This window comes from Mycobacterium sp. PO1 (genome assembly GCF_017312405.1).
Classification (GTDB): domain Bacteria; phylum Actinomycetota; class Actinomycetes; order Mycobacteriales; family Mycobacteriaceae; genus Mycobacterium.
On the sequence record NZ_BLTG01000030.1, the window covers coordinates 44,333 to 67,306 of the forward strand.

At 69.5% G+C, this 22,974-nt stretch carries 18 protein-coding genes; 5 read left to right on the plus strand and 13 right to left on the minus strand.

Annotated features, from left to right (window positions below; all coding sequences use genetic code 11):
- Positions 1–65: 65 nt before the first annotated feature.
- Positions 66–1,229 carry a TDT family transporter gene (locus tag J3476_RS13045; protein WP_207066876.1) on the minus strand — a complete coding sequence of 388 codons (1,164 nt, stop codon included), beginning with the start codon at positions 1,227–1,229 and terminating at the stop codon, positions 66–68.
- Between the two features lie 167 nt (positions 1,230–1,396).
- Here J3476_RS13045 and J3476_RS13050 point away from each other — a divergent pair, with 167 nt between their 5' ends.
- The 3 genes from J3476_RS13050 to J3476_RS13060 are packed head-to-tail and all read left to right on the plus strand — an operon-like array spanning position 1,397 to position 4,303.
- Positions 1,397–2,740: a sensor histidine kinase gene (locus J3476_RS13050; protein ID WP_207066877.1), complete on the plus strand. Its 1,344-nt coding sequence runs from the start codon at positions 1,397–1,399 to the stop codon at positions 2,738–2,740.
- A complete protein-coding gene (locus tag J3476_RS13055) occupies positions 2,728–3,372 on the plus strand; it encodes a response regulator transcription factor (RefSeq protein ID WP_207066878.1) in 645 nt (214 codons plus the stop codon). Before J3476_RS13050 ends, J3476_RS13055 begins: the two co-directional genes overlap by 13 nt.
- A gap of 34 nt (positions 3,373–3,406) precedes the next feature.
- Positions 3,407–4,303 carry a DUF4097 family beta strand repeat-containing protein gene (locus J3476_RS13060; protein ID WP_207066879.1) on the plus strand — a complete coding sequence of 299 codons (897 nt, stop codon included), beginning with the start codon at positions 3,407–3,409 and terminating at the stop codon, positions 4,301–4,303.
- A gap of 10 nt (positions 4,304–4,313) precedes the next feature.
- Here J3476_RS13060 and J3476_RS13065 read toward each other — a convergent pair whose 3' ends face one another.
- From J3476_RS13065 to J3476_RS13080, 4 genes are all read right to left on the minus strand, one after another.
- A complete protein-coding gene (locus J3476_RS13065) occupies positions 4,314–5,639 on the minus strand; it encodes an FAD-dependent oxidoreductase (protein ID WP_207066880.1) in 1,326 nt (441 codons plus the stop codon).
- Positions 5,639–6,658: a nitronate monooxygenase gene (locus tag J3476_RS13070; protein ID WP_207066881.1), complete on the minus strand. Its 1,020-nt coding sequence runs from the start codon at positions 6,656–6,658 to the stop codon at positions 5,639–5,641. Before J3476_RS13070 ends, J3476_RS13065 begins: the two co-directional genes overlap by 1 nt.
- Before the next feature lie 90 nt (positions 6,659–6,748).
- A complete protein-coding gene (locus J3476_RS13075; protein WP_207066882.1) occupies positions 6,749–7,225 on the minus strand; it encodes an RrF2 family transcriptional regulator in 477 nt (158 codons plus the stop codon).
- Between the two features lie 9 nt (positions 7,226–7,234).
- On the minus strand, positions 7,235–7,834 hold the full coding sequence (locus tag J3476_RS13080) for a cysteine hydrolase family protein (RefSeq protein WP_286182968.1): 600 nt from the start codon (positions 7,832–7,834) through the stop codon (positions 7,235–7,237).
- Between the two features lie 300 nt (positions 7,835–8,134).
- Between J3476_RS13080 and J3476_RS13085 the strand changes: the two genes are divergently transcribed.
- Entirely contained in the window at positions 8,135–9,373 is a 1,239-nt protein-coding gene (locus J3476_RS13085) for a helix-turn-helix domain-containing protein (RefSeq protein WP_207066883.1), read from the plus strand.
- Positions 9,374–9,506: 133 nt separating this feature from the next.
- Complete coding sequence (locus J3476_RS13090; RefSeq protein ID WP_207066884.1) at positions 9,507–11,519, plus strand: fatty acid desaturase; 2,013 nt, start codon at positions 9,507–9,509, stop codon at positions 11,517–11,519.
- 28 nt (positions 11,520–11,547) lie between these two features.
- Here the strand turns inward: J3476_RS13090 and J3476_RS13095 are convergent, their stop codons facing one another.
- From J3476_RS13095 to J3476_RS13130, 8 genes are all read right to left on the minus strand, one after another.
- Entirely contained in the window at positions 11,548–12,279 is a 732-nt protein-coding gene (locus J3476_RS13095) for a 3'(2'),5'-bisphosphate nucleotidase CysQ (RefSeq protein WP_207066885.1), read from the minus strand.
- Positions 12,276–14,174, minus strand: a complete 1,899-nt coding sequence (gene cysC / locus J3476_RS13100) for an adenylyl-sulfate kinase (RefSeq protein ID WP_207066886.1) — start codon at positions 14,172–14,174, stop codon at positions 12,276–12,278. The genes J3476_RS13095 and cysC overlap by 4 nt, the downstream gene beginning before the upstream one ends.
- Before the next feature lie 61 nt (positions 14,175–14,235).
- Positions 14,236–15,165, minus strand: coding sequence for a sulfate adenylyltransferase subunit CysD (cysD, locus tag J3476_RS13105; RefSeq protein WP_207066887.1), 930 nt, complete (start codon positions 15,163–15,165; stop codon positions 14,236–14,238).
- A gap of 137 nt (positions 15,166–15,302) precedes the next feature.
- On the minus strand, positions 15,303–17,225 hold the full coding sequence (locus J3476_RS13110; RefSeq protein ID WP_207066888.1) for a glycosyltransferase family 39 protein: 1,923 nt from the start codon (positions 17,223–17,225) through the stop codon (positions 15,303–15,305).
- Entirely contained in the window at positions 17,222–18,493 is a 1,272-nt protein-coding gene (locus J3476_RS13115) for a bifunctional glycosyltransferase family 2/GtrA family protein (RefSeq protein WP_286182969.1), read from the minus strand. The genes J3476_RS13110 and J3476_RS13115 overlap by 4 nt, the downstream gene beginning before the upstream one ends.
- A 29-nt stretch (positions 18,494–18,522) precedes the next feature.
- Positions 18,523–20,358, minus strand: a complete 1,836-nt coding sequence (locus tag J3476_RS13120; RefSeq protein ID WP_207066944.1) for a glycosyltransferase family 39 protein — start codon at positions 20,356–20,358, stop codon at positions 18,523–18,525.
- Positions 20,359–20,407: 49 nt separating this feature from the next.
- Positions 20,408–22,111: a cell wall metabolism sensor histidine kinase WalK gene (locus J3476_RS13125; protein ID WP_207066890.1), complete on the minus strand. Its 1,704-nt coding sequence runs from the start codon at positions 22,109–22,111 to the stop codon at positions 20,408–20,410.
- Entirely contained in the window at positions 22,089–22,796 is a 708-nt protein-coding gene (locus tag J3476_RS13130; RefSeq protein WP_152519830.1) for a response regulator transcription factor, read from the minus strand. Before J3476_RS13130 ends, J3476_RS13125 begins: the two co-directional genes overlap by 23 nt.
- Positions 22,797–22,974 lie beyond the last annotated feature (178 nt).

The window sequence follows — 22,974 nt, forward strand, 5'->3', positions numbered from 1 at the left end:
ATTCGCACGTCGGCGATTCTGGCACGCCGGGTGAATCGGGCGCGCAAGGCGTCACGGTGGGTGCGTCAGCGCGCCGGATCCTTGCGGGCACGGATGGGGTCGGCTGCCGGTGGGGTGAACAACGAGCCGCGCCAGCCGAGGCGCAGCGTGCGCACCGCCACCAGCAGCCAGGTGAACAACAACCCCACGTAGGCGACGGCGGCCGCGTATCGGAACGCCGGCAGGTCGGTGTGCACCGCCAGCTGGGTGGTTCCGGTGACGAACGTGCCGACCGGGAACGTCAGGCTCCACCAGGTCAGCGCGAACGGCATGCCCCGGCGCAGGGTACGCACGGTCAGCGCGGTGGCCAGCGCGATCCACAGCACCGCGAAACCCCACACCGGAACGCCGTAGAGCACCGCGAACACACTCATACCGTCGGCGAGCTTCTCGTCGACCGCCAGCGCGGCATCGGCGCCGAGCAACCCGGCCACCGTGATGGACTGGCCCAGCGGCCCCAGCACGATCCACAGCGTGGGGACCCGGGCGGTGCCCGACGTACCGAAGTGGGCGAGCCGGCTCCACACCATGGTGATGATGATCAGCGACGCGATCAGCGACAGGCCGAACATCGCGTAGCAGCCGTAGAGCATGGTGGCCCGGCCTGGCCCCTCGGCCATGTGCGGGATCAGCAACCCGCCCGTGGCAGCGGCCACCATCGGCGGCACGACCGGCATCAGCCAGCCGCCGAACGCGGCGTCGGGCTCCACCCGGTGCCGGGTGAACATCAGATACGGGATGCTCAGCGCCGTGACCAGCCCGCCGATCGTCCCGGCGATCCACAGAATCCAGGCCAGGCTCACCGCGGTGCGCATGCCGATCAGATCCACCCCGACCAGCAGCGCGCCGGATCCGACGGTCAGCAGCGCCATCGGGGCCGCGCCGTAGAAGTGCGCCATCTGCGGGTTGCGCGCGTGGCTGCGGGCCATCTCGGAGTTACGCACCCAGTGCGCGACCGTCGCCACGATCAGAACCACCAGCCACGTCGCCGCGATCACCCACACCACCTGCGCGAACGCCCGCAAACCCGGCAGGTGTACGGGCAACGACGCGCCCGCGGTGGCGACGATCCCGGTTCCCATCACCGAGGCGAACCAGTTGGGGCCGAGATAGTCGAGGATCGCGGGGCGACGGCCGGCGGGCCCGGCTGGACCTGCGGGATCGGCGGGGCCGGCGGTGTCGGCGGTCATTCCGTCAGTATGGCCAGCGGCGAGCGCGCGCGAAATGCCGGTTGGGTGCGGCGTGTCGGACGGTGACACGCGCGCTCGCGCTGCAGAGCTCTGTGGAGGAAAACCCCCGCCGGACTCGCGGGAAAACGCCGTGTCCTCGGCGCGCGCCGGTCCATAGGTTGGTGGGCATGGTCGTAACGAATGACGCCGCCGCGCCCGAAGCCCCGGCGGCGGACACCGACACCACCGGCATCCCGGCCGGCGAGCCCCACCGCGGGCCCCGCCCGATCGGCGTGGTGCCCACCGCCTCGCTGATCGCCGGCGGCGCGCTGGCGGTGGTGTGGTTTTGGATCCCCCTCGGCATCGTCGTCCTCGGCATCTCCTCGATCCCGAGCATCATCGGGTTCGTCGTCGCCGCGGTGGTGTTCATCTACCTGATGCGAGGCATCGACTGGGTCGAACGCATCCGCAGCGAGGCGGTGTTCGGGATGGGCATCGGCGTGCCTGCACGCCGGCTGTCGTCCTACACCGGCTTCCAGCGTTGGGCACACCAGCTGTGGCTGGACGTGAGCAGCGGACGATTCTGGAAGTCGGTCGCCCACCACTATCTGCGGATGATCTACGACGCGCTGGTCACCGGTTTGGCCGTGGCGCTGCTGGCGTTCGCGTTCCTGGCGCCGGCGGCCGCGGTGGTGATCGGCAACAGCGACGCGCAGGCCGGCTTGTCGTTCCTGCCCACGCCGGTCGCGCTGCTGCTGGCCGCGGTGGCGGTCGCTGCGGCGGTGACGCTGCTCGTGTTCGCCCCGACACTGGATGCGTCCATCGACCGGTGGCTGCTCAGCCCGTCGCCGACCGCAGCACTGCAGAACCAGGTCAGCGCACTGGCCGATGCCCGCGAGGGTGCGGTGACCTCGGCGCAGACCGAACGCCACCGCATCGAACGCGACCTGCACGACAGCGTGCAGCCGCGGTTGGTGTCGCTGGCGATGACGATCGGGCTGGCCCAGACCAAACTCGACACCGACCTGCCCGCGGCCAAAGCCCTCATCGGCGAAGCGCACGCCGACGCCAAAAGCGCGTTGGTGGAGTTGCGCAACGTCGTGCGCGGCATCGCCCCCACCATCCTGTCCGACCGCGGACTCGACGCCGCGCTGTCGGCGGTGGTGCAGCGGACGGTGAACGCGGGGATCCCGACCACGCTCAGCCTGCACCTGCCGCGGCGGCTTCCCGACGAGGTGGAGGCGTGTGCCTACTTCGTGGTGGCCGAGGCATTGACCAATGTGACCCGGCACGCCGGCGCCTCGAACGCCGCGGTCACCGTCCGGCTCGACGAATCGACCCAGCAGTTGCACGTCAGCGTTTTCGACGACGGGCACGGCGGGGCGCGCATCGTGGCCGACGACGGAAGCGGTGAAGCCACCGGGCTGCGTGGCCTCGACGAGCGGGTGCGGGCAGCGCGCGGCACGTTCACGGTGTCCAGCCCGGCCACCGGACCCACGATCATCACCGCGGTGCTGCCATGCGCATCGTGATCGCCGAAGACTCGGCGCTGCTGCGGGCCGGCATCGAGCGGATCCTGACCGACGCCGGCCACGACGTCATCGCCGGTGTGCCCGACGCCACCAACCTGCTGCGGCTGGTCAACGACGAGCGCCCCGACCTGGCGATCGTCGACGTGCGGATGCCGCCGACGTTCACCGACGAAGGGATCCGGGCAGCCGCGCTGCTGCGCAGCCAGAACCCGGATTCAGCGGTGCTGGTGCTGTCGCACTACGTCGAGGAACGCTACGCCGCCGAGCTGATCGCCTCGGACACCCGGGGATTCGGGTACCTGCTCAAGGACCGGGTGGCCGACGTACCGGCCTTCCTCGACGCCGTGCAGGTCGTCGGCAACGGCGGCACGGTGCTCGACCCGGAGGTGGTGTCCCAGATCCTGGTGCGCTCGCACCGCCGAAACACCCTCGACGCGCTGACGCCACGGGAACACGACGTGTTGCAGCTGATGGCCGAGGGCAGAACCAATTCGGCGATCGCTGCCGCTCTGCACATATCGGTCGGCTCGGCCGAGAAGCACATCGCCTCAATCTTCACCAAGTTGGACCTGGCCCAGGACGAGAGCGAGAACCGCCGGGTGCTCGCCGTGCTGCGGTTCCTCGAATCGTGAACGTGCCCAAGCGCACCGGAAGGAATGATCTCTGATGACCACCCCTCTGCTCCTGCCCCCTGGACAACCTGCCGGGCAACCCACGGCGCCGCCTCCGCTGTCCCCCGGCGGACGTACCGCGGTGCGGGTCGGGCTAATTGCGCTCGCCGGCGTCCTGATCACCGCGGTCATCGTGTCGTTGGCGGGGTTCGCTTGGGGCGCAAGCCGATTCCGGGTGGTCGCGGACACGATCACGCTGCCGGCGACACTGCGCGCGTTGACCGTCGACACCGGGCCGGTGCCGGCGCTCATCCGGATCACCACCGATCGCGACGTCTCCGAGCCCCGCGTGGATCTGCGGTTGATCAGCCCGGCGCGCACGGACGTAGAGCCGTTGACGCTGGGCGCCGACGGCCGCAGCGCGCGGGTCAGTGTCAGCGCCGAGCCGGCACCGATGCTGCGCTGGGCCCGGGGCGGTGAGATCACAGTGGTGCTGCCGCCGCAGCTGGCCCGGGGGCTGGCGGTCACGACCGAGCAGGACATGGGGGTGGTGATGGCCGACGCGGATGTCGACCAGCTCACCGCCCGCACCACCGACGGGGCGGTCGTGCTCAACGGGTCGGCACGCCGCATCGATATCACCAACGATCACGGTGACGTCGCCAGCCGGAACGCGATTTCGGTGGCCGAGTCATTCCGGGCCGTCACCGAGACCGGAGACGTCAGCGTCGACTTCGCCGCCGCTCCTGCCGTCGTCGACGTCGAGACCGGCGACGGGGATGTGGTCCTCGCGGTGCCCGATCCCGGCCCGTACGCCGTCAACGCCAGCACCGGCGAAGGGCGGGGCTCCACGGTGGTCTCCGTGCCGCAGACCCGCAACCGCGACGACGCGGCGTCGGTGGTCACCGCCCGCTCGGAGACCGGGGACGTCGTCATCGAGGCATTGCGCTGAATCCGATGGCTCAGTCGAGAATTCGCTCGGCTTCGCGCAGCCCACTGAGGTAGGCGCCGTGCACGGTGGCGAAGAACTCCTCCTGGGTGGCCTCACCGGCGAAGTGCAACCGATCCCCGACCGGCTCGGCGAGGGCACGCTGATCGTCTGGGCTCGATCCCACTGCGAGAAAGCTGTAGGAGCCACGCGCGAACGGGTCGGCCGCCCAGCGGGTGACGAGCGCGCCGGTGGGCTCGGGCAGGCCCAGCACCGCACGCACCTGGTCGACCGCTGCACCGTCGGACAGGCCTTCGCGGTCACGGGCATTGCTCGCGGCGCGTAGACCGACCAGCAGCGGCGTGTCGGAGAACCGCAGCCCGTTGACCACATCGCTCACCGGCGCGTCAGCGCCCACAACGCCGAACACATCAGGGTCCGCGGGCCAGTGCGGCTCGTCGAACCTCAGCACGACCTTGTCGAGTAGACCGAAGCCCAGACGCCGGATCGCCTGCGACTTCGCCTCGGGTAGCGGCGGATCGAACGTGATGGCACCGGCTTTGAGCACACCGAGGGGCACCGTGACGATCACCCGGTCGGCGGTGACCATGCCCCGTGTCGTGGTGAGCGTGACGGTGGCGCCGCGGTGGTCTATGCGGGTGACTGCCGTGTCCGGCCGGATCTGAAGGCCCCGGGACAGATGCGCCACCAGCTGGCCGTAGCCGTTGGGCAGCAGCACATCCGGACCGTCGAGTTCCCCCTCCTGGCCGAACCACCGCAGCGACAGATCGGCGGGATCGGCTCCGTATTCGGCGGTGACCGTCGAGGTGATCAACCACTGGATCAACGGAGCGTCGACATCCACGTAGTCCGCCACCACGTCGGCCAGCGACGTCTGCGGTCCGGCATCGGCGCCGGCGCGGTAGATCTCCTCCACCGCGTCCGTCCAGGCGGATCCCGCCGCTTCCACGTCGGCGTCCGGGACAGGCTGGGCACGGTCGAACACCATGACGTTCTCGAAGTCGGTCTCGACCGTCTCGGCGCCGACCTCGGCAGCCAATTTCATCAGGGGGTTGTCCTGCGTCCCATGGATCCACGCCGCGCCGAGATCGACGGGCACGCCCAGCGAGGTGTCCGTCCACGTTCGCCCGCCGATGCGGCGACGCGCCTCGAGTACGGTCACCCTGACCCCGGCGTCGGCCAGGCGCCGCGCCGCGGCCAGTCCAGCCATCCCGGCGCCGACGACCACGACGTGCTCGCCGGATCCGCCCGAGGTCTGGTTCACGCACGCACCCACCCACGGCGCTGCCGCCAGCACGCCCAGACCCATCGTGAATGCACGGCGGGTGAGCGGCGGCATCAGTGCACTCGAAGCAGCTCGATGATCTGGGCCGCCGGCCCGGGCACCGCCTTGTCGAAGCCGGTGCCCGCCCAGACGCTGGTTCCGTTCGGGTCACCGGCACGCACCGATGCCGCGCGCACCGGGCCGGTCAGGTAGTGCACCTCGGGATATCCGAACGGCGCCTCGGCCTCGTGCTCGTCGATGAACCGGTTCCGCAGACCCCGCGCGAACCGGCCGGAAAACGCTTTGGTGACAGTGGTTTCGGTGAAAGCCGGATCGGTCAACGCCGCGCGGTGCACAGCACTGCTGCCGGCCTCGTCGGCCAACAGGAATGCGGTGCCCAGTTGCGCGGCGACAGCACCGGCGCGCCGCACCCGGTCCACGTCCGCCGCGGTCATCAACCCGCCGGCCGCCACCACCGGCAGGTCGAGTTCGGCGACGAGGGTGGCGACGAGGTCGTCGAGGGGAACATCGGACGGTGTCGCGGTCGGGTCGAAGGTGCCGCGGTGCCCGCCCGCCGACGGTCCCTGCGCGACCACGCAATCCACGCCCACCTCGACGGCCTGGCGGGCTTCCGCCAGCGTGGTGACCGTGGCCGCGGTGGCAATGTCTGCCGCGGACAGGCGGCGGCGCTCCTCGGCACTGGGCAACCCGAAGGTGAACGACACCAACGCCGGCCGGATGTCGAGCAGCACCTCGAGCTTGGCGGTCCAGTCGTCGTCGCTGAACCGGGGCGTCCCGAGCTCGGCGCCATAACGGCGGGCGTCCGGCAACAGCGCCGCGGCGTAGCGATCGATCGACTCCGGTGTCGCGGCGCTGGGGTGCGGCACGAACAGGTTGGCGCCGAGCGGACCGGACGTCAGCTCCGCCGCCGCGCGGAGCCGATCGGCGAACACGTCGGCGCTGAGATAACCGGCGGCGATGAAGCCGAGTGCGCCGGCGTTGCTGCCGGCGGCGGCCAGTTCGGGCGTCGACGGTCCGCCCGCCATCGGGGCGATGACGATGGGGTCAGCGAGGTCGCGCACGTCGAACACCACACCGTGTTCCTACCACGGGGGCCGCGTCTGCTTGCACGATGCTGGTCGACCCAGGCGGGGATCCGCGCCCGGGACAACAAGCCCAGCGCCCTAGTTGTCCTGATGCCCGCGCGCCTCTTCCTGGCGGCGGTAGTCATCGGCGAAAGCGCGGACATGGGTGGGCAGTACCCCGGCGGCGACGTCGGCGAGGCTGGTCTGCTCGAGCACCGAGCGCATGCTGGCCCGAAGGGCCCGCCATACGTCCGTCAACGCAGCCGTGGGACCCGAATAGGGCAGGTCCCCGAGGCCGATGTCGCGCACGCTGGCCAGCGGTCCGTCGATGCAGCGCAGCACGTCGGCGATGCTGATGTCGGCCGCCGGTCTACTGAGTTCGTAGCCGCCGTCGCGGCCCCGGTGGCTGCGGACGAGCCGGTCGGTGCGCAGATCGGACAGGATGTCGACGAGAAACTGGGCGGGGATCTGCTGCGCCTTGGCCAGATCGTCGGTTTTGACGAGAGCGCCGGCCTCGGCGGTCGCCAGCTGGATCATGGCGCGGACGGCATACTCCGCCTTCGCCGACATCCGCATGGCGTCAGATTAGTCGGGCAGGTCGGCGGATCCGGGGACCACCACGGCGAACAGGTCGGCCATCGCGGCCAGGCTGGCGCTCTGCATCGCCGCGGCGGGCACGGGTTGTCCGTCCGTCCCGGGCAGGGCGCGGGTCGCGGTCGCGCCGGCCACCACGGTCGGCGCGTAGCCGAGGTTGAACCCGCCGCGGGCAGTGGAGTTGACACACATGTGCGTCATGAAACCGGCCAACACGAGGTTCGAGGCGCCGACCGCCTTGAGCCGGTCGTCGAGGTCGGTCTGGACGAACGAGTTCGGGTAGCTCTTGACGACCACGGGCTCGCCCTCGCGCGGAGCGACCCGATCGACGATGGCGCCGATCTCGGCACCGATGTCGTAGGGCGAGCCGGCCCCGCCGTTGTGCTGGATGTGGATGACCGGAACACCTGCGGAGCGGGCCCGGTCCAGCAGGGCCGCCACCTCGTCCAGAGCGGCATCCACCCCCTCGAGTTCCATCACCCCGCGGGTGTAGGTGTTCTGGCAATCGATGAGGACCAACGTCGAGTCGCCCAGCGGGGCAGGCGCCGCGGGCATCCCCTCCAGCGCGCGCAAGGTGTTCAATTCAGACACGGTCTCAGCGTAGTGCGCCCTCGCGCGCTGCGGTGCCGATCAATCGCCGAGGTCTCGGGCAGTCGGGCCCCCGCGCGGCACGCGAGGCGGGCGTGCCGCGGCACCGTCCATCCCGGAGTCGACGGCCTGACGATCCACGGCGGAGGTAGCGGCCACGACCCGCCTCGAGAGCCAAACTCACTGTGTTGCAGCCTATTCGACATGCATGAGAACGGCGATGAACGTGGTGGGTGCAGAACCGACGACGCCGTCCGCTGTTGAACGGCGGCACTCGGCCCCGGGAGCATTAGAGTCTCGGCCATGGACGCTCAGTCGCCTGAGGGCCGACTCGACGGGCGAACGGTTGCGGTGGCACTGCTCTCCGATGTCTCGAAGCTGGCCGACGACATGCTGCAGTTTCTGGTGGAACGTATTCCCGAGACCGTCGAGGACTCCGAACTGCGCGGACTGACGCTGGGGTCGTGTTCGTCGAATCTGGAAGCGGCATTGTCCATGGTTCGCCACGGCATCGACGCCACCGCGGCCGAGGCGCCGGTCACCGCGCTCGAGCACGCCCGGGCGATGGCCTCGCGCGGACACAGCGTCGATGTCATGTTGCGCTTCTACCGGCTCGGACACGAGTACTTCACGGTGCGGCTCGCAGACGTGATGAAGGGGTGGACGGGTGATTCTGCAACCGCCCTGACCGTCTACGCGGAACTGGAGCGCTTCGCGTTCCGCTATATCGACCGGATCTCCAGCCTGGTCGCCGAAGAGTACGTCGCCGAACTCGACCGTCGCCAGAACCAGGCCCGCGCCGAGCGCGCCGAGATGGTGCAGGATCTGCTCGCCGGCAAGCACATCACGGTCAGCCGCGCAGAGCGAGTTCTCCGACACCGACTCACCGGCACCCAGATCGGATTCGTCTGTTGGGCGCACGACCGTGCAGTCAATCTGGAACGTCACGCCAACCTGTTGGCCAGGGCGTTGGGTTCACCGCACCCGCTCCTCATGGCCGACGGCCCTCTTGCGCTCTGGGGGTGGGTCGCGGTGACCGGCGACCAGGCCCGACTGGCCCGTGACACGTTGGCCACGTGGCACAGCTCCGGCGAGGCCGTCCACATCGCTGTGGGCTCACCTCACGAGGCTGTGCCGGGCTTTCGCCTGTCCCACCGTGAAGCGGTAGGCACGCGCCGCATCGTCGAACTCTCCGTGTTGTCGGCTCCGTCGCTGACGGTTTTCAGCGATGTCGCGCTCGTCGACGCGTTGTCACAGGACATCGAGGTGGCCCGCAACTTCGTGCAGTCCCAACTGGGCGACCTCGGCCGCGACGGGCCGCAGGAAAGGGAGGAACGCGCGGCCCTGCTCGCCGTCCTCGACGCGCAGGGCAGTCTGGTGTCGGCAGCGCACACGTTGAACGTTCACCGCAACACTGTGCTCAAGCGAATCCGGCGCGCCGAGGAGCGTCGCGGGGCTCCCGCCACTGCCGGCCTGGCGGGGCTTCACGCTGCGCTTCGCGCCGCAGACGTCCTCGGCGCCGCGGTGCTCAAGACCGGCTGAATTCGACCCCGACCGGGTTCCCCCTCCCGGGTGTGTGCGCAGCGCACACGGAGATGGGCCGGGAGTGCCTTGTCGGCCGTTGTCGCGATTCGTAGCGTGACCCCGACCGATGAGCATGGAAGAAGGAGTCCTGATGGCGACAACCGCAGAGGAATCTCTGTCCGCGCCGACCCTGTCACGGCAGGCCCTGCCCGACCCCGGCGAACGGGTTCCCGCTCTCTCCTGGCCCATCGTCGCAATCTTCGTCGCCGCACTGGCGGTGTTCGGCGCGTCCACGGCCGCCGCGATCACCCGCAGTGTGCCGGCGGCGGCGACGATAGCCGCCAGCGCGGCAGCGATCTTCGTGATGTTCACCGTGCTTCACGATGCGTCGCACAGCGCGATCAGTTCCCACCGATGGGTCAACCGGCTCTTCGGGCGCGTCGCGATGTTCTTCGTTTCCCCACTGATCTCGTTCTCGTCGTTCGCCTTCATCCACATCGAGCATCACCGCAACACCAATGACGGCGATTCCGATCCCGACCACTTCGTCAGCGCCGCACCGTGGTGGCAACTGCCGTTCCGATTTCCCGCGATGGATCTGCCCTACCTGCGGTTCCTGTGGCGCCACCGGAAAAAGCGTCCACGTGCCGAGATCATCGAAACCGCCGGCTTGATGACGCTGTCCGCGGCGGTCCTCCTGGGGGCCGCGCTCACCGGGCACCTGTGGATGGTGGCCGTGATCTACCTGATTCCCGAGCGCGTCGCCATCTTCGTTCTCGCGTGGTGGTTCGACTGGCTTCCACACCACGGGTTGGAACAGACCCAGCGCGAGAACCGTTATCGCGCAACCCGAAACCGGGTGGGGGCCGAGTGGATCATGACTCCGCTGCTGCTGTCGCAAAATTACCATCTGGTGCATCATCTGCATCCGTCGATTCCGTTCTACCGATACGTCGCCGCCTGGCGGCGCAACGAGGCCGCTTACCTGGAGCGCGATGCCGCGATCGGCACTGTCTTCGGTCAGCAACTGGACCCGAACGAGTACCGCGAGTGGAAGAAGCTCAACGGCAACCTCGCGCCCATCTTGCCTGTCAGGATGCCGCGGTCATCGAGTGCGCGGCACGCCAGCACCTACCCGGTTCCGGTCAAGAAGGTGGACCGATTGACCGCCGACAGCGTGAAGATCACCTTCGAGGTGCCCGAGGAGTTCCGGGAACAGTTCCAGTTCCAGGCTGGTCAACACCTGACCGTCCAGCACCGCGCGGACAACGGCACGAAGATCCGGCGCAACTACTCGATCTGCACGTCAGCCACCTCCGGCGAATTGGCGATCGGGGTCCGCCGCATCGACAACGGTGCCTTCTCCCCGTACGCATGCGACATGCTGCGGGCAGGTGACGTGGTGGACCTCATGACACCCACCGGCAGTTTCGGTGCACCCCTGCAGCCCGGGGCCGAGTGCGAGCATGTCGCGGTCGCCGCCGGCAGCGGCATCACCCCGATACTGTCGATCATCCGCACCACCATGGAGATCGAAACCGACAGTCGCTTCACCCTCATCTACGGCAATCGCACCGCCGAAACCACCATGTTCGCCGACGAACTCGACCAGCTGGAATCCCGGTACGCGGACCGCTTGCGCATCATCCACGTCCGCTCCGGAGAAACCCACCACCCCGCCGACTTTCGGGGGCGTATCGACTACCCGCTGCTCCGAAGGATTCTCAGGGAATCGATCACCTCGGTTGACCGGTGGTACCTGTGTGGGCCCCTCCCGCTCGTCACCGAGTTACGCAGCAGCCTCGTCTCGGACGGAGTCGACGAAGACAGCATTCGCCTCGAGCTTTTCCGCGGGGCGGAGCGCAGCGCACCCCATTCCGACTTCTCCGGAGCCCAGCTCACCGTCACCTTGTCCGGAACGAGCCACGCCGTCGACCTGACTCCAGGCGAGACCGTGTTGGAGGCAGCACTCAAGAATGAGATCGACGCGCCGTACTCCTGTCTCGGTGGCGCCTGTGGGACCTGCAAAGCCAAGATCGTCGAGGGCAGCGTGGCGATGGAGCAGAACTTTGCGCTGACGTCCGCAGAAGTCGACGCGGGCTTCGTGCTGACCTGCCAGGCCCACCCGACTGCGGACACCGTCGCCGTGGACTACGACGGCTGACCCGCTTCGGATTCGGCTCAGCGGACGTTCAGCCCGCCGTGACGGCCAGCACGGCCTCGGCGAGCTCGGGGCGACACACGATCAGGTCGGGCAGCTTGGAGTCGCGCTGGTTGTAGATCAGCGGTGAGCCGTCGATGCGGGAGGTGTGCAGGCCCGCGGCGCGGGCCACCGCCACCGGCGCGGCCGAGTCCCATTCGTACTGGCCGCCGGCATGCACGTACACGTCGGACAGTCCCTGCACCACCGAGGCGACCTTCGCTCCCGCCGAGCCCATCTCGACGAGTTCACCGCCCAACGCCTCCTTGACCGCCAGCGCGACGGCCGGGGGCCGGGTCCGCGACACCACGATGCGTGGCACCGGGGGCGCGGGCGGTGGTGCGGCCACCGACGGCGTCGCCAGCGTGATGCCTTGAGCGGGAAGTGCCACCGCCCCCGCAACGAGCTCACCGGCCTCCCACAGCGCGACATGCACCGCCCAGTCCGTGCGGTCGAGTTCGGAGAACTCCCGGGTGCCGTCGAGCGGGTCGACGATCCACACCCGCTGCGCCGACAGGCGCACCGGGTCGTCGACACCTTCCTCGGACAGCACGGCGTCGTCGGGGCGCTCGGCGGCCAGTGCCGCCATCAGGAAGTCGTGGGAGCGCTTGTCCCCCGCGTCTTTCCGGTCCTGCGCGGCAGCGTCGGCGAATTCTGCGCGGACGTCGAGCAGCAACCGGCCGGCCTCGGTGGCCAGCAACGCCGCCAGTTCATGGTCGGTCACTGGCCACGACTCTCGAGCAGCTCGATGACCGCGGCGGCCAGTTCGTCGGGGCTGCGCTCCGGGGTCAGCCGCAGGTCGGGGTTCTTCGGCCGCTGGTAGGGACTGTCGATTCCGGTGAAGTGGGTGATCTCACCGGATCGGGCCTTGGCGTAGAGGCCCTTGGGGTCGCGCCGCTCGCAGTCGTCGAGCGGGGTGTCGCAGAACACCTCGAAGAACTCGACACCGGCCTCGTCGGCCACGGTGCGTGCCAGCTCCCGGTGCTCGGCCAGCGGACTGATGGCCGGCACCAGCACCACCTGGCCGGAATCGGCGAGGATGGCGGCCACATGAGCCAGGCGGCGCAGGTTCTCCGACCGGTCGGCCATCGAGAAGCCGAGGTCGGCGTTGAGTCCGTGGCGCAGATTGTCGCCGTCGAGAACGTAAGCGGGAACTCCCTTTTCGAGCAGCTTCTGCTCGACCAGCATGGCCACCGACGACTTGCCGGATCCGGACAGGCCGGTGAACCACACCATCCGGCCGGTGCTCAGCCGGTCCTCGGAGGTGCACAGCGAATCGTGGCGCACCGTGTTGGGGCTGGAGGTCCGCGCACTGACGTTGGGCAGGATCATGCCGGCGGCGACGGTGACGTTGGTGTTCGGGTCGATCAGGATGAACGAACCGGTCGCGGCAATGCGGCTGTATTCGTCGATCAGCAGCGGAACCTGGGAGCGCAACGAAATCCGCCCCAGCTCATTGAGTTTCAATGCGGTCGCGGATTTGTCGCGGTGGAGCGTGTTGACGTCGAGCCGGTAGTCCAGCCCGGACACCTTGACCCGGGTGGTGCGGGTGGTGTGTTTGATGACGTAGTCACGTCCGGGCTCCAGCGACGTGTCGTCGGCCATCCAGCAGACGGTCGCATCGAAGTCCTGCGTGATGCGCGGCTGGTTGTTGGGCCGCGCGATCATGTCGCCGCGCGAGATGTCGATGTCGTCGGTCAGGCTGACCGAAACCGCCATCGGCGGGAACGCCTCGTCGACCGGACCGCCGGGACTTTCGATCGCGGCGATCTGCGAGGTCTTGCCGGCAGGCAGCACCACGACCTCGTCGCCGACACGCATGACGCCACTGGCCACGCTGCCGGCGTAGCTGCGGTGGTCATGGTGGTCACGGGTCTGCGGACGGATCACGTACTGCACCGGGAATCGGACGTCGACCAGGTTGCGGTCGCCGGCGACGTAAACCTCCTCGAGGTGGCTCAGCAGGCACGGACCGTCGTACCACGGGGCCGCGTCGGACTTACTGACGACGTTGTCGCCGTTGAGCGCCGACAGCGGGATGGTCGTCACGTCGTGGACGTCCAACCGTGCGGCGAAGTCGTGGAAATCGTCGCGGATCTTCTCGAACTTCTCGCGGTCCCAGTCGATCAGGTCCATCTTGTTGACCGCCAGCACGATGTGCTGGATGCCCAGCAGCGAGGCCAAAAACGCGTGCCTGCGCGACTGTTCGAGCAGTCCGTGGCGGGCGTCGACCAGCACGATCGCCAGCTGTGCGGTCGAAGTGCCGGTGACCATGTTGCGGGTGTACTGGATGTGCCCGGGGGTGTCGGCGATGATGAATTTGCGCTTGGCGGTGGCGAAGTAGCGGTAGGCGACGTCGATCGTGATGCCCTGTTCGCGCTCCGCGCGAAGCCCGTCGGTGACCAGCGCCAGATCGGTGAAGTCGTGGCCGCGCTCGCGCGAGGTCCGCTCGACCGACGCCAGCTGGTCCTCCATGACGGCCTTGGAGTCGAACAGCAGCCGGCCGATCAGCGTGGACTTGCCGTCGTCGACCGATCCTGCCGTCGCGATGCGCAGCAGGGTGGCGGCAGGCTTGGTCAGCGTCGCTTCCGCGGCCGCCCTGGTGTCCGTCGTGCTCATCAGAATCCTCTGTTCTTCGCGCAAGCCTCGATACCACCCGTCGCTTCGCTCGCCCCGGCCATCAGAAGTACCCCTCACGCTTGCGGTCTTCCATCCCCGCCTCGGAGATGCGGTCGTCGGCCCGGGTGGCGCCGCGTTCGGTCAGACGCGACACCGCGGTCTCGGCGATCACCTCCGACACGGTGGCCGCCTCGGATTCCACACAACCGGTGCAGGTGACGTCGCCGACGGTGCGGAACCGCACCGACTTCTCGATGATCGGCTCGTCCGCGCGGGGCTGCAGATACTCGTGCACCGCCAGCAGCATGCCGTCGCGCTCGAAGACCTGACGTTTGTGCGCGTAGTAGATCGAGGGCAGCGTGATCTTCTCGGCACCGATGTAGGACCAGATGTCGAACTCGGTCCAGTTCGACAGCGGGAAGGCCCGGATGTGCTCACCCTTGCGGTGCCGGCCGTTGTACAGGTGCCACACCTCGGGGCGTTGGTTCTTCGGGTCCCACTGGCCGAACTCGTCGCGGAAGCTGAAGACCCGCTCCTTGGCGCGGGCCTTCTCCTCGTCGCGGCGGGCGCCGCCGAACGCGGCGTCGAACTTGTTCTCCCGGATGCCGCGCAACAACGTCACGGTCTGCAGCGGGTTGCGGGACGGTCCGTTGTCGACGACCCTCCCGGCGGCGATGTCATCTTCGACGCTGGCGACGACCAGGCGCACGCCGTGTTCGGCCACCAGCGCGTCGCGGGTGGCGATGACTTCTTCGAAGTTGTGCCCGGTGTCGACGTGCATGACCGGGAACGGCAGCCGGCCGGGCTTGAACGCCTTGATCGCCAGGTGGAGCATCACGATCGAGTCCTTGCCGCCGGAGAACAGCAGCACGGGCCGCTCGAACTCGGCGGCGACCTCACGGATGATGTGGATCGCTTCGGCCTCCAGCGCGCGCAGGTGGCTCAACTCGTAACGTCCGGCGTTCTGGACGATCTCTTCGGTGGCTGTCATATTTCCCCGTAAAGTTGGTACAACTGACCAGATTTATGGTGTTAGTCGGAATTATGGCCGCGACCGGAGCTCGTGTCAACGTGGGTGCCTGAGCCCGGGGTGCGCGGCGGCGAGTCGCGCACCCCGGGCGGCGAACGTCAGGACTGCAAGTCGTACACGGTGGTGCCGCCCACGTCGAGCGGGGTGAACGTCTGCTCCACCCAGGCGGTGATCTCAGCCGACGCGCCGCTCCCCCCGCCCGGACCGCCGGGTCCGCCCGGGCCGCGGTCCGCGGCGATGAAGTACCGCACCTGTCCGTCGGCGACGTAAGCCTGGAACTGCTCCAGGGTGGGTGAGTCGTCGCCGCCGGTGAACCCGCCGATCGCCATCACCGACGCGCCGGTCTGCAGCGCGAGGTCGGCCGTGCTCATCGACCCGATGCCGGCGGCGGCCCAGCGGGCATCGGTGCCGGCGAGCATCGCCTGCAATTCGGCGTTGTCGGCGATCGACCGCCCGGGTCCGCCCGGTCCACCGGGACCGCCTGGCCCGTCGTGTCCGCCGGGCGCTCCCGGCCCGTTATTTTGGGCCAGCACCGGTCCGGACATGATGCCCGGGCCGGTGCTGACCTGCGAGGCGGTCTGGACGGTGTACGCCGCGGGTGCGGCTGCCCCGGCCACCAGCGCCGCAGCGGCGACCCCGACAGCCCACCGGCCCACCCGGTGCACCCCGGCCGCGATCACGGCGGCCGTGACGACCGAGACCACCAGCACCACCCAGCGCAGCCACGGGAACCAGTCCGGTGTGCGGTCGAGCAGGATGAACGCCCAGACCCCGGTCGCGGCAGACATCGCGGCCAGCGTCATCCGCGGTCCCCGGAAGCGTCTGCCGCGCCACAGTTCGGCGGTGCAGATGCCCACCAGCGCCGCGACCGCCGGCGCCAGGGCCACGGTGTAGTAGGGGTGGATGATGCCGCCCATGAAGCTGAAGACGGCGCCGGTGACCAGCAGCCAGCCACCCCACAGCAGCAGCCCGGCCCGCACCGATGCCGTGCGCGCGGTGCGGCGGGTGAACCACAGCCCGGCCACCAGGCCGATGAGGGCGGCGGGCAGCAGCCACGACGCCTCGGCCCCCATCGACGCGCCGAACAACCGGGTCACCCCGGGGTCGCCGCCGAAGAACAGGTTCGCGCCACCGCCCGGTCCGCCCCCGGGGCCGCCACCACCTGGACCGCCACCAGGGCCCTGTCCGCCCGTGACACGGTCAATGCCGTTGTATCCCAGCGCAAGCTGCACCAAGCTGTTGTCAGTGGAGCCGCCGATGTAGGGCCTGGAGTCGGCCGGCCAGAGACTGACGAGCGCCAGAAAGGAGCCCGCGGTCACGACCATTGCGGCGGCGCCGGTGGCGAGTTTGCCGACGCGGTGCCACAGGCCGACAGGCGCGGCGACCAGAAATGCCAGCGCGAAGCCGGGAACGACGAGGAACGCCTGCAACATCTTGGTCAGGAACGCCAGCCCCAACACCACCCCGGCCAGCACCATCCACCGGGAGCGGGCCGACTCGATGGCGCGGACCATCAGATATGCCGCGATCACCAGCAGCAACACCAGCAGCGCATCCGGGTTGTTGTACCGGAACATCGACGCCGCCACCGGCGTCACCGCCAGGGCCGCGCCGGCGATCAACCCCGCACCGGGGCCGCTGACCCGTCGCACCGCGGCGTACAGCACCCCCACCGACGCAACACCCATCAACGCCTGCGGCAGCAGCATGGTGAACGGCGTGAAACCGAACAGCCGCCCCGACAGCGCCATGACCCACAGTGCGGCTGGTGGCTTGTCGACCGTGATCGCGTTGCCGGGATCCAGCGACCCGAACAGCCACGCCGTCAGGTTCTGCGTCCCGGCCTGCGCCGCCGCTGCGTAGTACTGGTTGGCCCAACCAGCCGACCCCAGCCCCCACAGGTAGAGCACCGCGGCGGCGGCCAGCAGTGCGGCTACTGCGGGGCTGACCCAGCGCGGCCGCACCGGGTCGCCGAGGCCGGGGTCAGCCAGCACGTCGCGTCCGTCGAGCGTGAGCGTCATCGTGAGGTTCCTTCTTCTCGGTTGCGGCCGGCATGGAAGACCCAGCCGCGCAGCAGCACGAACCGGACGGCGGTGGCCACCAGATTGGCCCCCACCAGCACGGCGAGCTCGGTCACGTGGTGGGCGTCGGGCGCCAGCGCGTGCAGCAGGCCGAGCGCACCGCTGGTGATGGCCAGCGCGATGCCGAAGACGATCAGCCCCTCGGCGTGATGTCGGGCCACCCGGGGACGGCCCGAGACGCCGAAGGTGAACCGCCGGTTCGCGGCGGTGTTACCGATCGCGGTGAGCGCCAACGCGATGCCGTTGGCCAGCGCCGCGCCGGCCCATCCCTGCATCGCCAGGAACAACAGCACATAGACAGCGGTGGAGGCGGCGCCGACCGCGCCGAATCTCACCCCGTGCCGCAGCAACGAACCGGGTGCGGCCGGCCTCGTCGAACCTAGCTGAGCCGCGATCACGTGCACCGGAATCGTTCCGGTGGCCAGGCCGCGCACCAGCCGCCCTACCCCCTTGAGGTCGGCGGCGGCGGTGGCGACGATGTCGACGCGACTGTCGGGGTCGTCGACCCAGTCGACAGGAACCTCGTGAATGCGCAATCCGCAGCGCTGGGCGAGCACCAGCAACTCGGTGTCGAAGAACCAGCCGGTGTCCTCGACGTGGGGCAGCAGCAGCGCCGCGACGTCGGCACGGATGGCTTTGAAGCCGCACTGGGCGTCCGAGAAGCCGGCCGCCAGAGTCGATTTGAGAATCAGGTTGTAACACCGCGAGATGAACTCCCGTTTCGGGCCGCGATGCACCCGGGCGCCGCGACCCAGGCGGGTGCCGATCGCCAGGTCGGAATGGCCCGAGATCAACGGTGCCACCAACGGAGCCAGCGCGGCCAGGTCGGTGGACAGGTCGACGTCCATGTACACCAGCACGGCGGCGTCGGACCGCGACCAGACCCACCGCAGAGCGCGGCCGCGCCCCTTCTCCTCCAACCGCACCACCCGCACGTCGGGCAGCTCCGCGGCCAGGCGCGCGGCGATCTGGGGGGTGTCGTCGATGCTGGCGTTGTCGGCGATCGTGATCCGGAACGGGAACGGCATCGCGTCGCCGAGGTAGGTGTGCAGCCGGCGCACCGAGTCGGCCAGCGCGGTCTGCTCGTTGTACACCGGCACGACGATGTCGAGCACCGGGACTCCGGTGCTGCGGGCGGCCCGCGCCACATCATGGCGCGGCCTGAACGATGGCCGTTCACAACGGGACTCGAGATCTGTTGCTGTCATGACATCCATGCTGGATGGACCGGGTGTGCTCACCGTTGGCTCGGGCTATGCGCCGGCTGTGAGATCTGCGGCATGGTCAGGTCGTAGAGAACGGTCCCGTCGACCGCAATAGCCGGGAAGCGCTCAGCGACCCATTCGGTGATGTCAGCAGACACTGATGAGGGGTCGGCGCGGCCCATGAGCGGCCGCCCTTCGATGAAGTAATGAATCCGTCCGTCTTCGACGTCGCGGACGAACTGCGCCGTCGTCGGCGACGGATCGGTGCCGTTGAATCCGCCCACCGCCAGCACCGGCGCTCCGGCCGCCAACTGATAGCCGGCTGCGTTGTTCGACCCGACAACCGCTGCGGTCCAGGTGAATCGACCCTCGTCGTCGGTCAGCATGCGCGTCACCTCGGCACTCGGCGTCGGCGCGTCGAGCAGCCCGCCGCCGAACCCGCCACCTCCGGCGGGCCCGGCCGACGGTATTGCCCCGGAGTGCGGCGTCAGTGCCGTGGCGACCGAGAAGGCTGCCGGCGCGGCAACACAGGACACCACGGCCAGACCTGCGACGGACCGGGCCACAGACTGCGGGAGCCGGCCCACGACCAGCAGCAGCGCGGCGCTGCCGGCTCCCCCAGCCGCGACGGCCGCCCGCAACCAAGGTTGCCACTCCGCGTGCCGCGCCAGCAGCACCGCCGCCAGTGCGGTGGTCACGAGCACGGTGCCGGCCAGGGCGATCGCGGCCCGGGTGTCGAAGCGGTTGCGCCACAGCAGTGTAGCGCCGATGCCGACGCAGGCGGCGAGGGCCGGCGCCAGCGCGACGGTGTAGTACGAATGCACGATGCCGTTCATCGCGCTGAACACGACGGCGGTGACGGCCAACCAGCCTGTCCAGATGATCAGTGCGGCACGCGTGGCGTCGGTTCTGGAAGCGCGGCGGGTGAGGATGAATCCGGCGGTGGAGCAGATCACCGCAGCGGGCAGCAGCCAGGCAATCTCGGTGCCCATTCCCGCGCCGAACAACCGGCCCCAGCCGACGTCGTGGTCGAGGTTGCCCAACCCGCCCGGCTCGTCCCCGGTCAGCCTGCCGAAACCGTTGTAGCCCAGCGCCAGTTCGAGAAGACTGTTGTGCTGCGAACCACCGATGTAGGGACGCGCCGACGCCGGCCAGAGCTCCACCAGCACCACGTACCAGCCGGCAGAGACCACCACCGCCGCGCCGGCGGCCAGCGTGTTCGCGAGCCGGTGGCGCATCGGTGCCCGCCCCGCGACGAGATACGCCGCCGCCAGCGCCGGCACGATGAGCAGCGCCTGCAGCATCTTCGCCAGAAACCCCGCACCGACCGCGACCCCGGCGGCGATCAGCCACCACCGGCCGGTACGGGCTTCGCACGCCTGCTGCGTGCAGTACGCGGCGATGACGAGCAGCAGCACCAGCATCGCGTCGGGATTGTTGAACCGGAACATCAACGCCGCGACCGGTGTCAGGGCGAGCACCGATCCGGCGAGCAGGCCCGCACCGGCGCCTGCCACCCGGCGAACCGCCGCGTACAGCACCGCGACGGCGCCGACTCCCATCAGCGCCTGCGGTACCAGCACACTCCACGGGTTCAGCCCGAACATCCGCACCGAGATGTCCATCACCCAGAGCGCAGCGGGTGTCTTGTCGACGGTGATGGCATTGGCCGGGTCGCTGGACCCGAACAGCATCGCTGTCAGGTCGCGCGCACCGGCCTGCGCCGCCGCCGAGTAGAACGCGTTGGCCCAACCGCTGGCGGCCAGATCGTAGAGATAGAGCACCGCCGTGCCGAGCAGTAGCAGCACCAGACCCGCCCGGCCCTCGCCGGCCCGACGAGGTCGGGGACGGACGGAGGCACGGCGCATCGGCTCGGCGGTGGTCGCAGGGGTCACCGCTCGATCGTCTGGGACGTCGCTAGGCCCCGGGTGAGGCGGAGCTGTGCGCCGACTGTGAGTGCCGCGGCAACGTGACCGCGAATTCGGTTCTGCCCGCGACACTGTCGACGACGATCGCGCCTCCGTGAGCACGTACCACGGCATCCGCGATCGCCAGGCCCAGTCCGGTGCTGCCTCCGCCGCGCGACCGCGAGGTGTCCCCACGCGCGAATCGTTCGAAGACCTCGGGCAGCAGCTTCTCGTCGATGCCGGGGCCGTCGTCGGTGACCGTCAGCACCACCGCGCCGTCGTCGGACACCCGCAGGGCAGCGGTCACCGAAGTGCCGGGCGGGGTGTGGGTGCGGGCGTTGGCGAGCAGATTGGCCACCACCTGGTGCAGGCGTGTCTCGTCGCCGTCGACCAGGACCGATTCGTCGGGCACATCGAGTTCCCAGGTGTGTTCGCGGCCGGCGACGTGGGCGTCGCTGACCGCGTCGACGACGAGTCGGGTCAGGTCGACCGGATCGCGGTCCAGCGGCCTGCCGGCATCGAGGCGGGCCAACAGCAGGAGGTCTTCGACCAGCCTCGTCATGCGGGCGGTTTCGGATTCGACGCGGTCCATCGCGTGGGCGACCTCGGCGGGCAGATCGCCGTGGCGGCGTTGCGCCAACTCGGTGTACCCACGGATGGCAGCCAGCGGGGTGCGCAGCTCGTGGCTGGCGTCGGCGACGAACTGACGTACCCGCGTCTCACTGGCATGGCGCGCCGACAAAGCGCTCGCGATCCGGTCGAGCATCCGGTTCAGCGCCGCACCGAGTTGCCCGACTTCGGTGTGGGCTGCCGCGGGGTCGACCGCGACTATCGGCGTCGGCAGGGAGACCTCGCCGCGGTCCAGTTCCAGGTCGGCCACCTGTTGCGCAGCCGCGGAAACGCGTGCCAACGGGGCGAGTTGGCGACGCACGATCACGACTCCGGCCGCTGCGGCTGCCAGCAGGGCCACCGCGGCGACGACAGCGAAGATCAGCGTCACCCACCACATCGTCTCGTCGACGTCGGTGGTGGGTATGCCGGTGACCACGGTTTGCCCGAGTCGGTCCGGCTGTAGAGCGATGACCCGGTAGCGGCCCAGCCCGTCGAGTTCCACCGTGGCGGGCCGACCGTCGTCGTGCACCGCGGCGAGTTGTCGTGCTGCGGCAGCGGAGATTTCGGCGCGGGCTCCGTCGGCCGTGATGACGGCCGCCGTGAGTGGTCGGCCATCCGCGATCACCGCTCCGACGGTGCCGGCGGCCTGGCCCGGCGCGTTGAGGAACTCCGGACCGGGCCCGGCCCCGGGGGAACGCGGGCCGGGCGAGGGCCCGCCGGGGTACAGCAGGACGGGCTCGGGCGGGCCGGACGAGGGCGACCCCCGCTGGGGGCGGTCGGGCGCCGGCGGGCCGAGCGGCGGAAATCCCGGCGGCGGGCTCGGCATCGATCCCAGCGCACGCCGTTCGGGCGGCCCCGAACCGGGGGGCGGGGGCGGCCCGAACTTGAAGATGACCGCCGACCGGTAACCCGCCTCGAGGACCTGCTCGTCGAGCTGACTCGTCAGGAAGCGTTGCAGCGCGAACTCCGTCGCGAGGCCGATGGCCGCGCACACCACGGCCAGCAGCGCGATGAGGGTGACCAACAGCCGGGTGCGCAGCGACCAGCTTCGCAGTGACCGCAGGATCGCGCGCCGGGGTTCACCGCGCGGGTTTGAGGACATACCCCGCACCGCGCAGCGTGTGGATCATCGGCTCACGACCGCTGTCGATCTTCTTGCGCAGATATGACACGTACAGCTCGACGATGTTCGACCGGCCCCCGAAGTCGTAGCTCCACACCCGGTCGAGGATCTGCGCCTTGCTCAGCACCCGTTTGGCGTTGCGCATCATGAAGCGCAGCAGCTCGAACTCGGTGGCGGTCAGGGTGATCGGCTCACCGGCGCGCGTCACCTCATGGCTGTCCTCGTCCAGCACGAGGTCGCCGACGACCAACTTGGCACCGTCCGACTCGGCGGTCGCCACGCCGGTGCGGCGCAGCAGCGCGCGCAACCTCAGCACCACTTCCTCGATGCTGAACGGTTTGGTCACATAGTCGTCGCCTCCGGCGGTCAGCCCCGCGATACGGTCCTCGACCGAGTCCTTGGCAGTCAACAGCAGCAGCGGCAGGCCGGGGATCTGCTCGCGTAGTTTGCCCAGCACCTCCAGCCCACTCATGTCGGGCAGCATCACGTCGAGCACGACCACGTCCGGCGGGGTCTGCTTGGCCGCGGCGATCGCGCCGGCGCCGTCCCCGGCCGTCGAGATCTCCCAGCCCTCGTACCTCAGCGCCATCGAGACCAGTTCGGCCAGGACCGGCTCGTCGTCGACCACGAGGACGTGGACGGGACTGCCGTCGGCGCGCCGCATCGTGACGCGCGCGTTGTCGGTCGCGGCGCCATGGGAGAACTCGGACACGACCCCATTATGTGTCCGGGCCGTAGGCGGGTCCTGTGCCGTTGCTATGCGCACGCTGTGAAACGGTGCCCGTCGGCCGCCTGACGGCACGCCTACCCGACACTGAGCCCACGCACAGCGGGCACCAATC

Excerpts from the sequence above, each read along its gene's own strand:
- cysC (WP_207066886.1), bottom strand. The coding sequence starts at position 14,174 with ATGAGCACGACGGACACCAGGGCGGCCGCGGAAGCGACGCTGACCAAG.
- J3476_RS13130 (WP_152519830.1), bottom strand. The coding sequence starts at position 22,796 with ATGCGGCGCGCCGACGGCAGTCCCGTCCACGTCCTCGTGGTCGACGAC.
- J3476_RS13075 (WP_207066882.1), bottom strand. The coding sequence starts at position 7,225 with ATGCGGATGTCGGCGAAGGCGGAGTATGCCGTCCGCGCCATGATCCAG.
- J3476_RS13120 (WP_207066944.1), bottom strand. The coding sequence starts at position 20,358 with ATGCGCCGTGCCTCCGTCCGTCCCCGACCTCGTCGGGCCGGCGAGGGC.
- J3476_RS13045 (WP_207066876.1), bottom strand. The coding sequence starts at position 1,229 with ATGACCGCCGACACCGCCGGCCCCGCCGATCCCGCAGGTCCAGCCGGG.
- J3476_RS13090 (WP_207066884.1), top strand. The coding sequence starts at position 9,507 with ATGGCGACAACCGCAGAGGAATCTCTGTCCGCGCCGACCCTGTCACGG.
- J3476_RS13050 (WP_207066877.1), top strand. The coding sequence starts at position 1,397 with ATGGTCGTAACGAATGACGCCGCCGCGCCCGAAGCCCCGGCGGCGGAC.
- J3476_RS13115 (WP_286182969.1), bottom strand. The coding sequence starts at position 18,493 with ATGACAGCAACAGATCTCGAGTCCCGTTGTGAACGGCCATCGTTCAGG.
- J3476_RS13065 (WP_207066880.1), bottom strand. The coding sequence starts at position 5,639 with ATGCCGCCGCTCACCCGCCGTGCATTCACGATGGGTCTGGGCGTGCTG.
- J3476_RS13060 (WP_207066879.1), top strand. The coding sequence starts at position 3,407 with ATGACCACCCCTCTGCTCCTGCCCCCTGGACAACCTGCCGGGCAACCC.
- J3476_RS13110 (WP_207066888.1), bottom strand. The coding sequence starts at position 17,225 with ATGACGCTCACGCTCGACGGACGCGACGTGCTGGCTGACCCCGGCCTC.
- J3476_RS13085 (WP_207066883.1), top strand. The coding sequence starts at position 8,135 with ATGGACGCTCAGTCGCCTGAGGGCCGACTCGACGGGCGAACGGTTGCG.
- cysD (WP_207066887.1), bottom strand. The coding sequence starts at position 15,165 with ATGACAGCCACCGAAGAGATCGTCCAGAACGCCGGACGTTACGAGTTG.
- J3476_RS13125 (WP_207066890.1), bottom strand. The coding sequence starts at position 22,111 with ATGTCCTCAAACCCGCGCGGTGAACCCCGGCGCGCGATCCTGCGGTCA.
- J3476_RS13055 (WP_207066878.1), top strand. The coding sequence starts at position 2,728 with ATGCGCATCGTGATCGCCGAAGACTCGGCGCTGCTGCGGGCCGGCATC.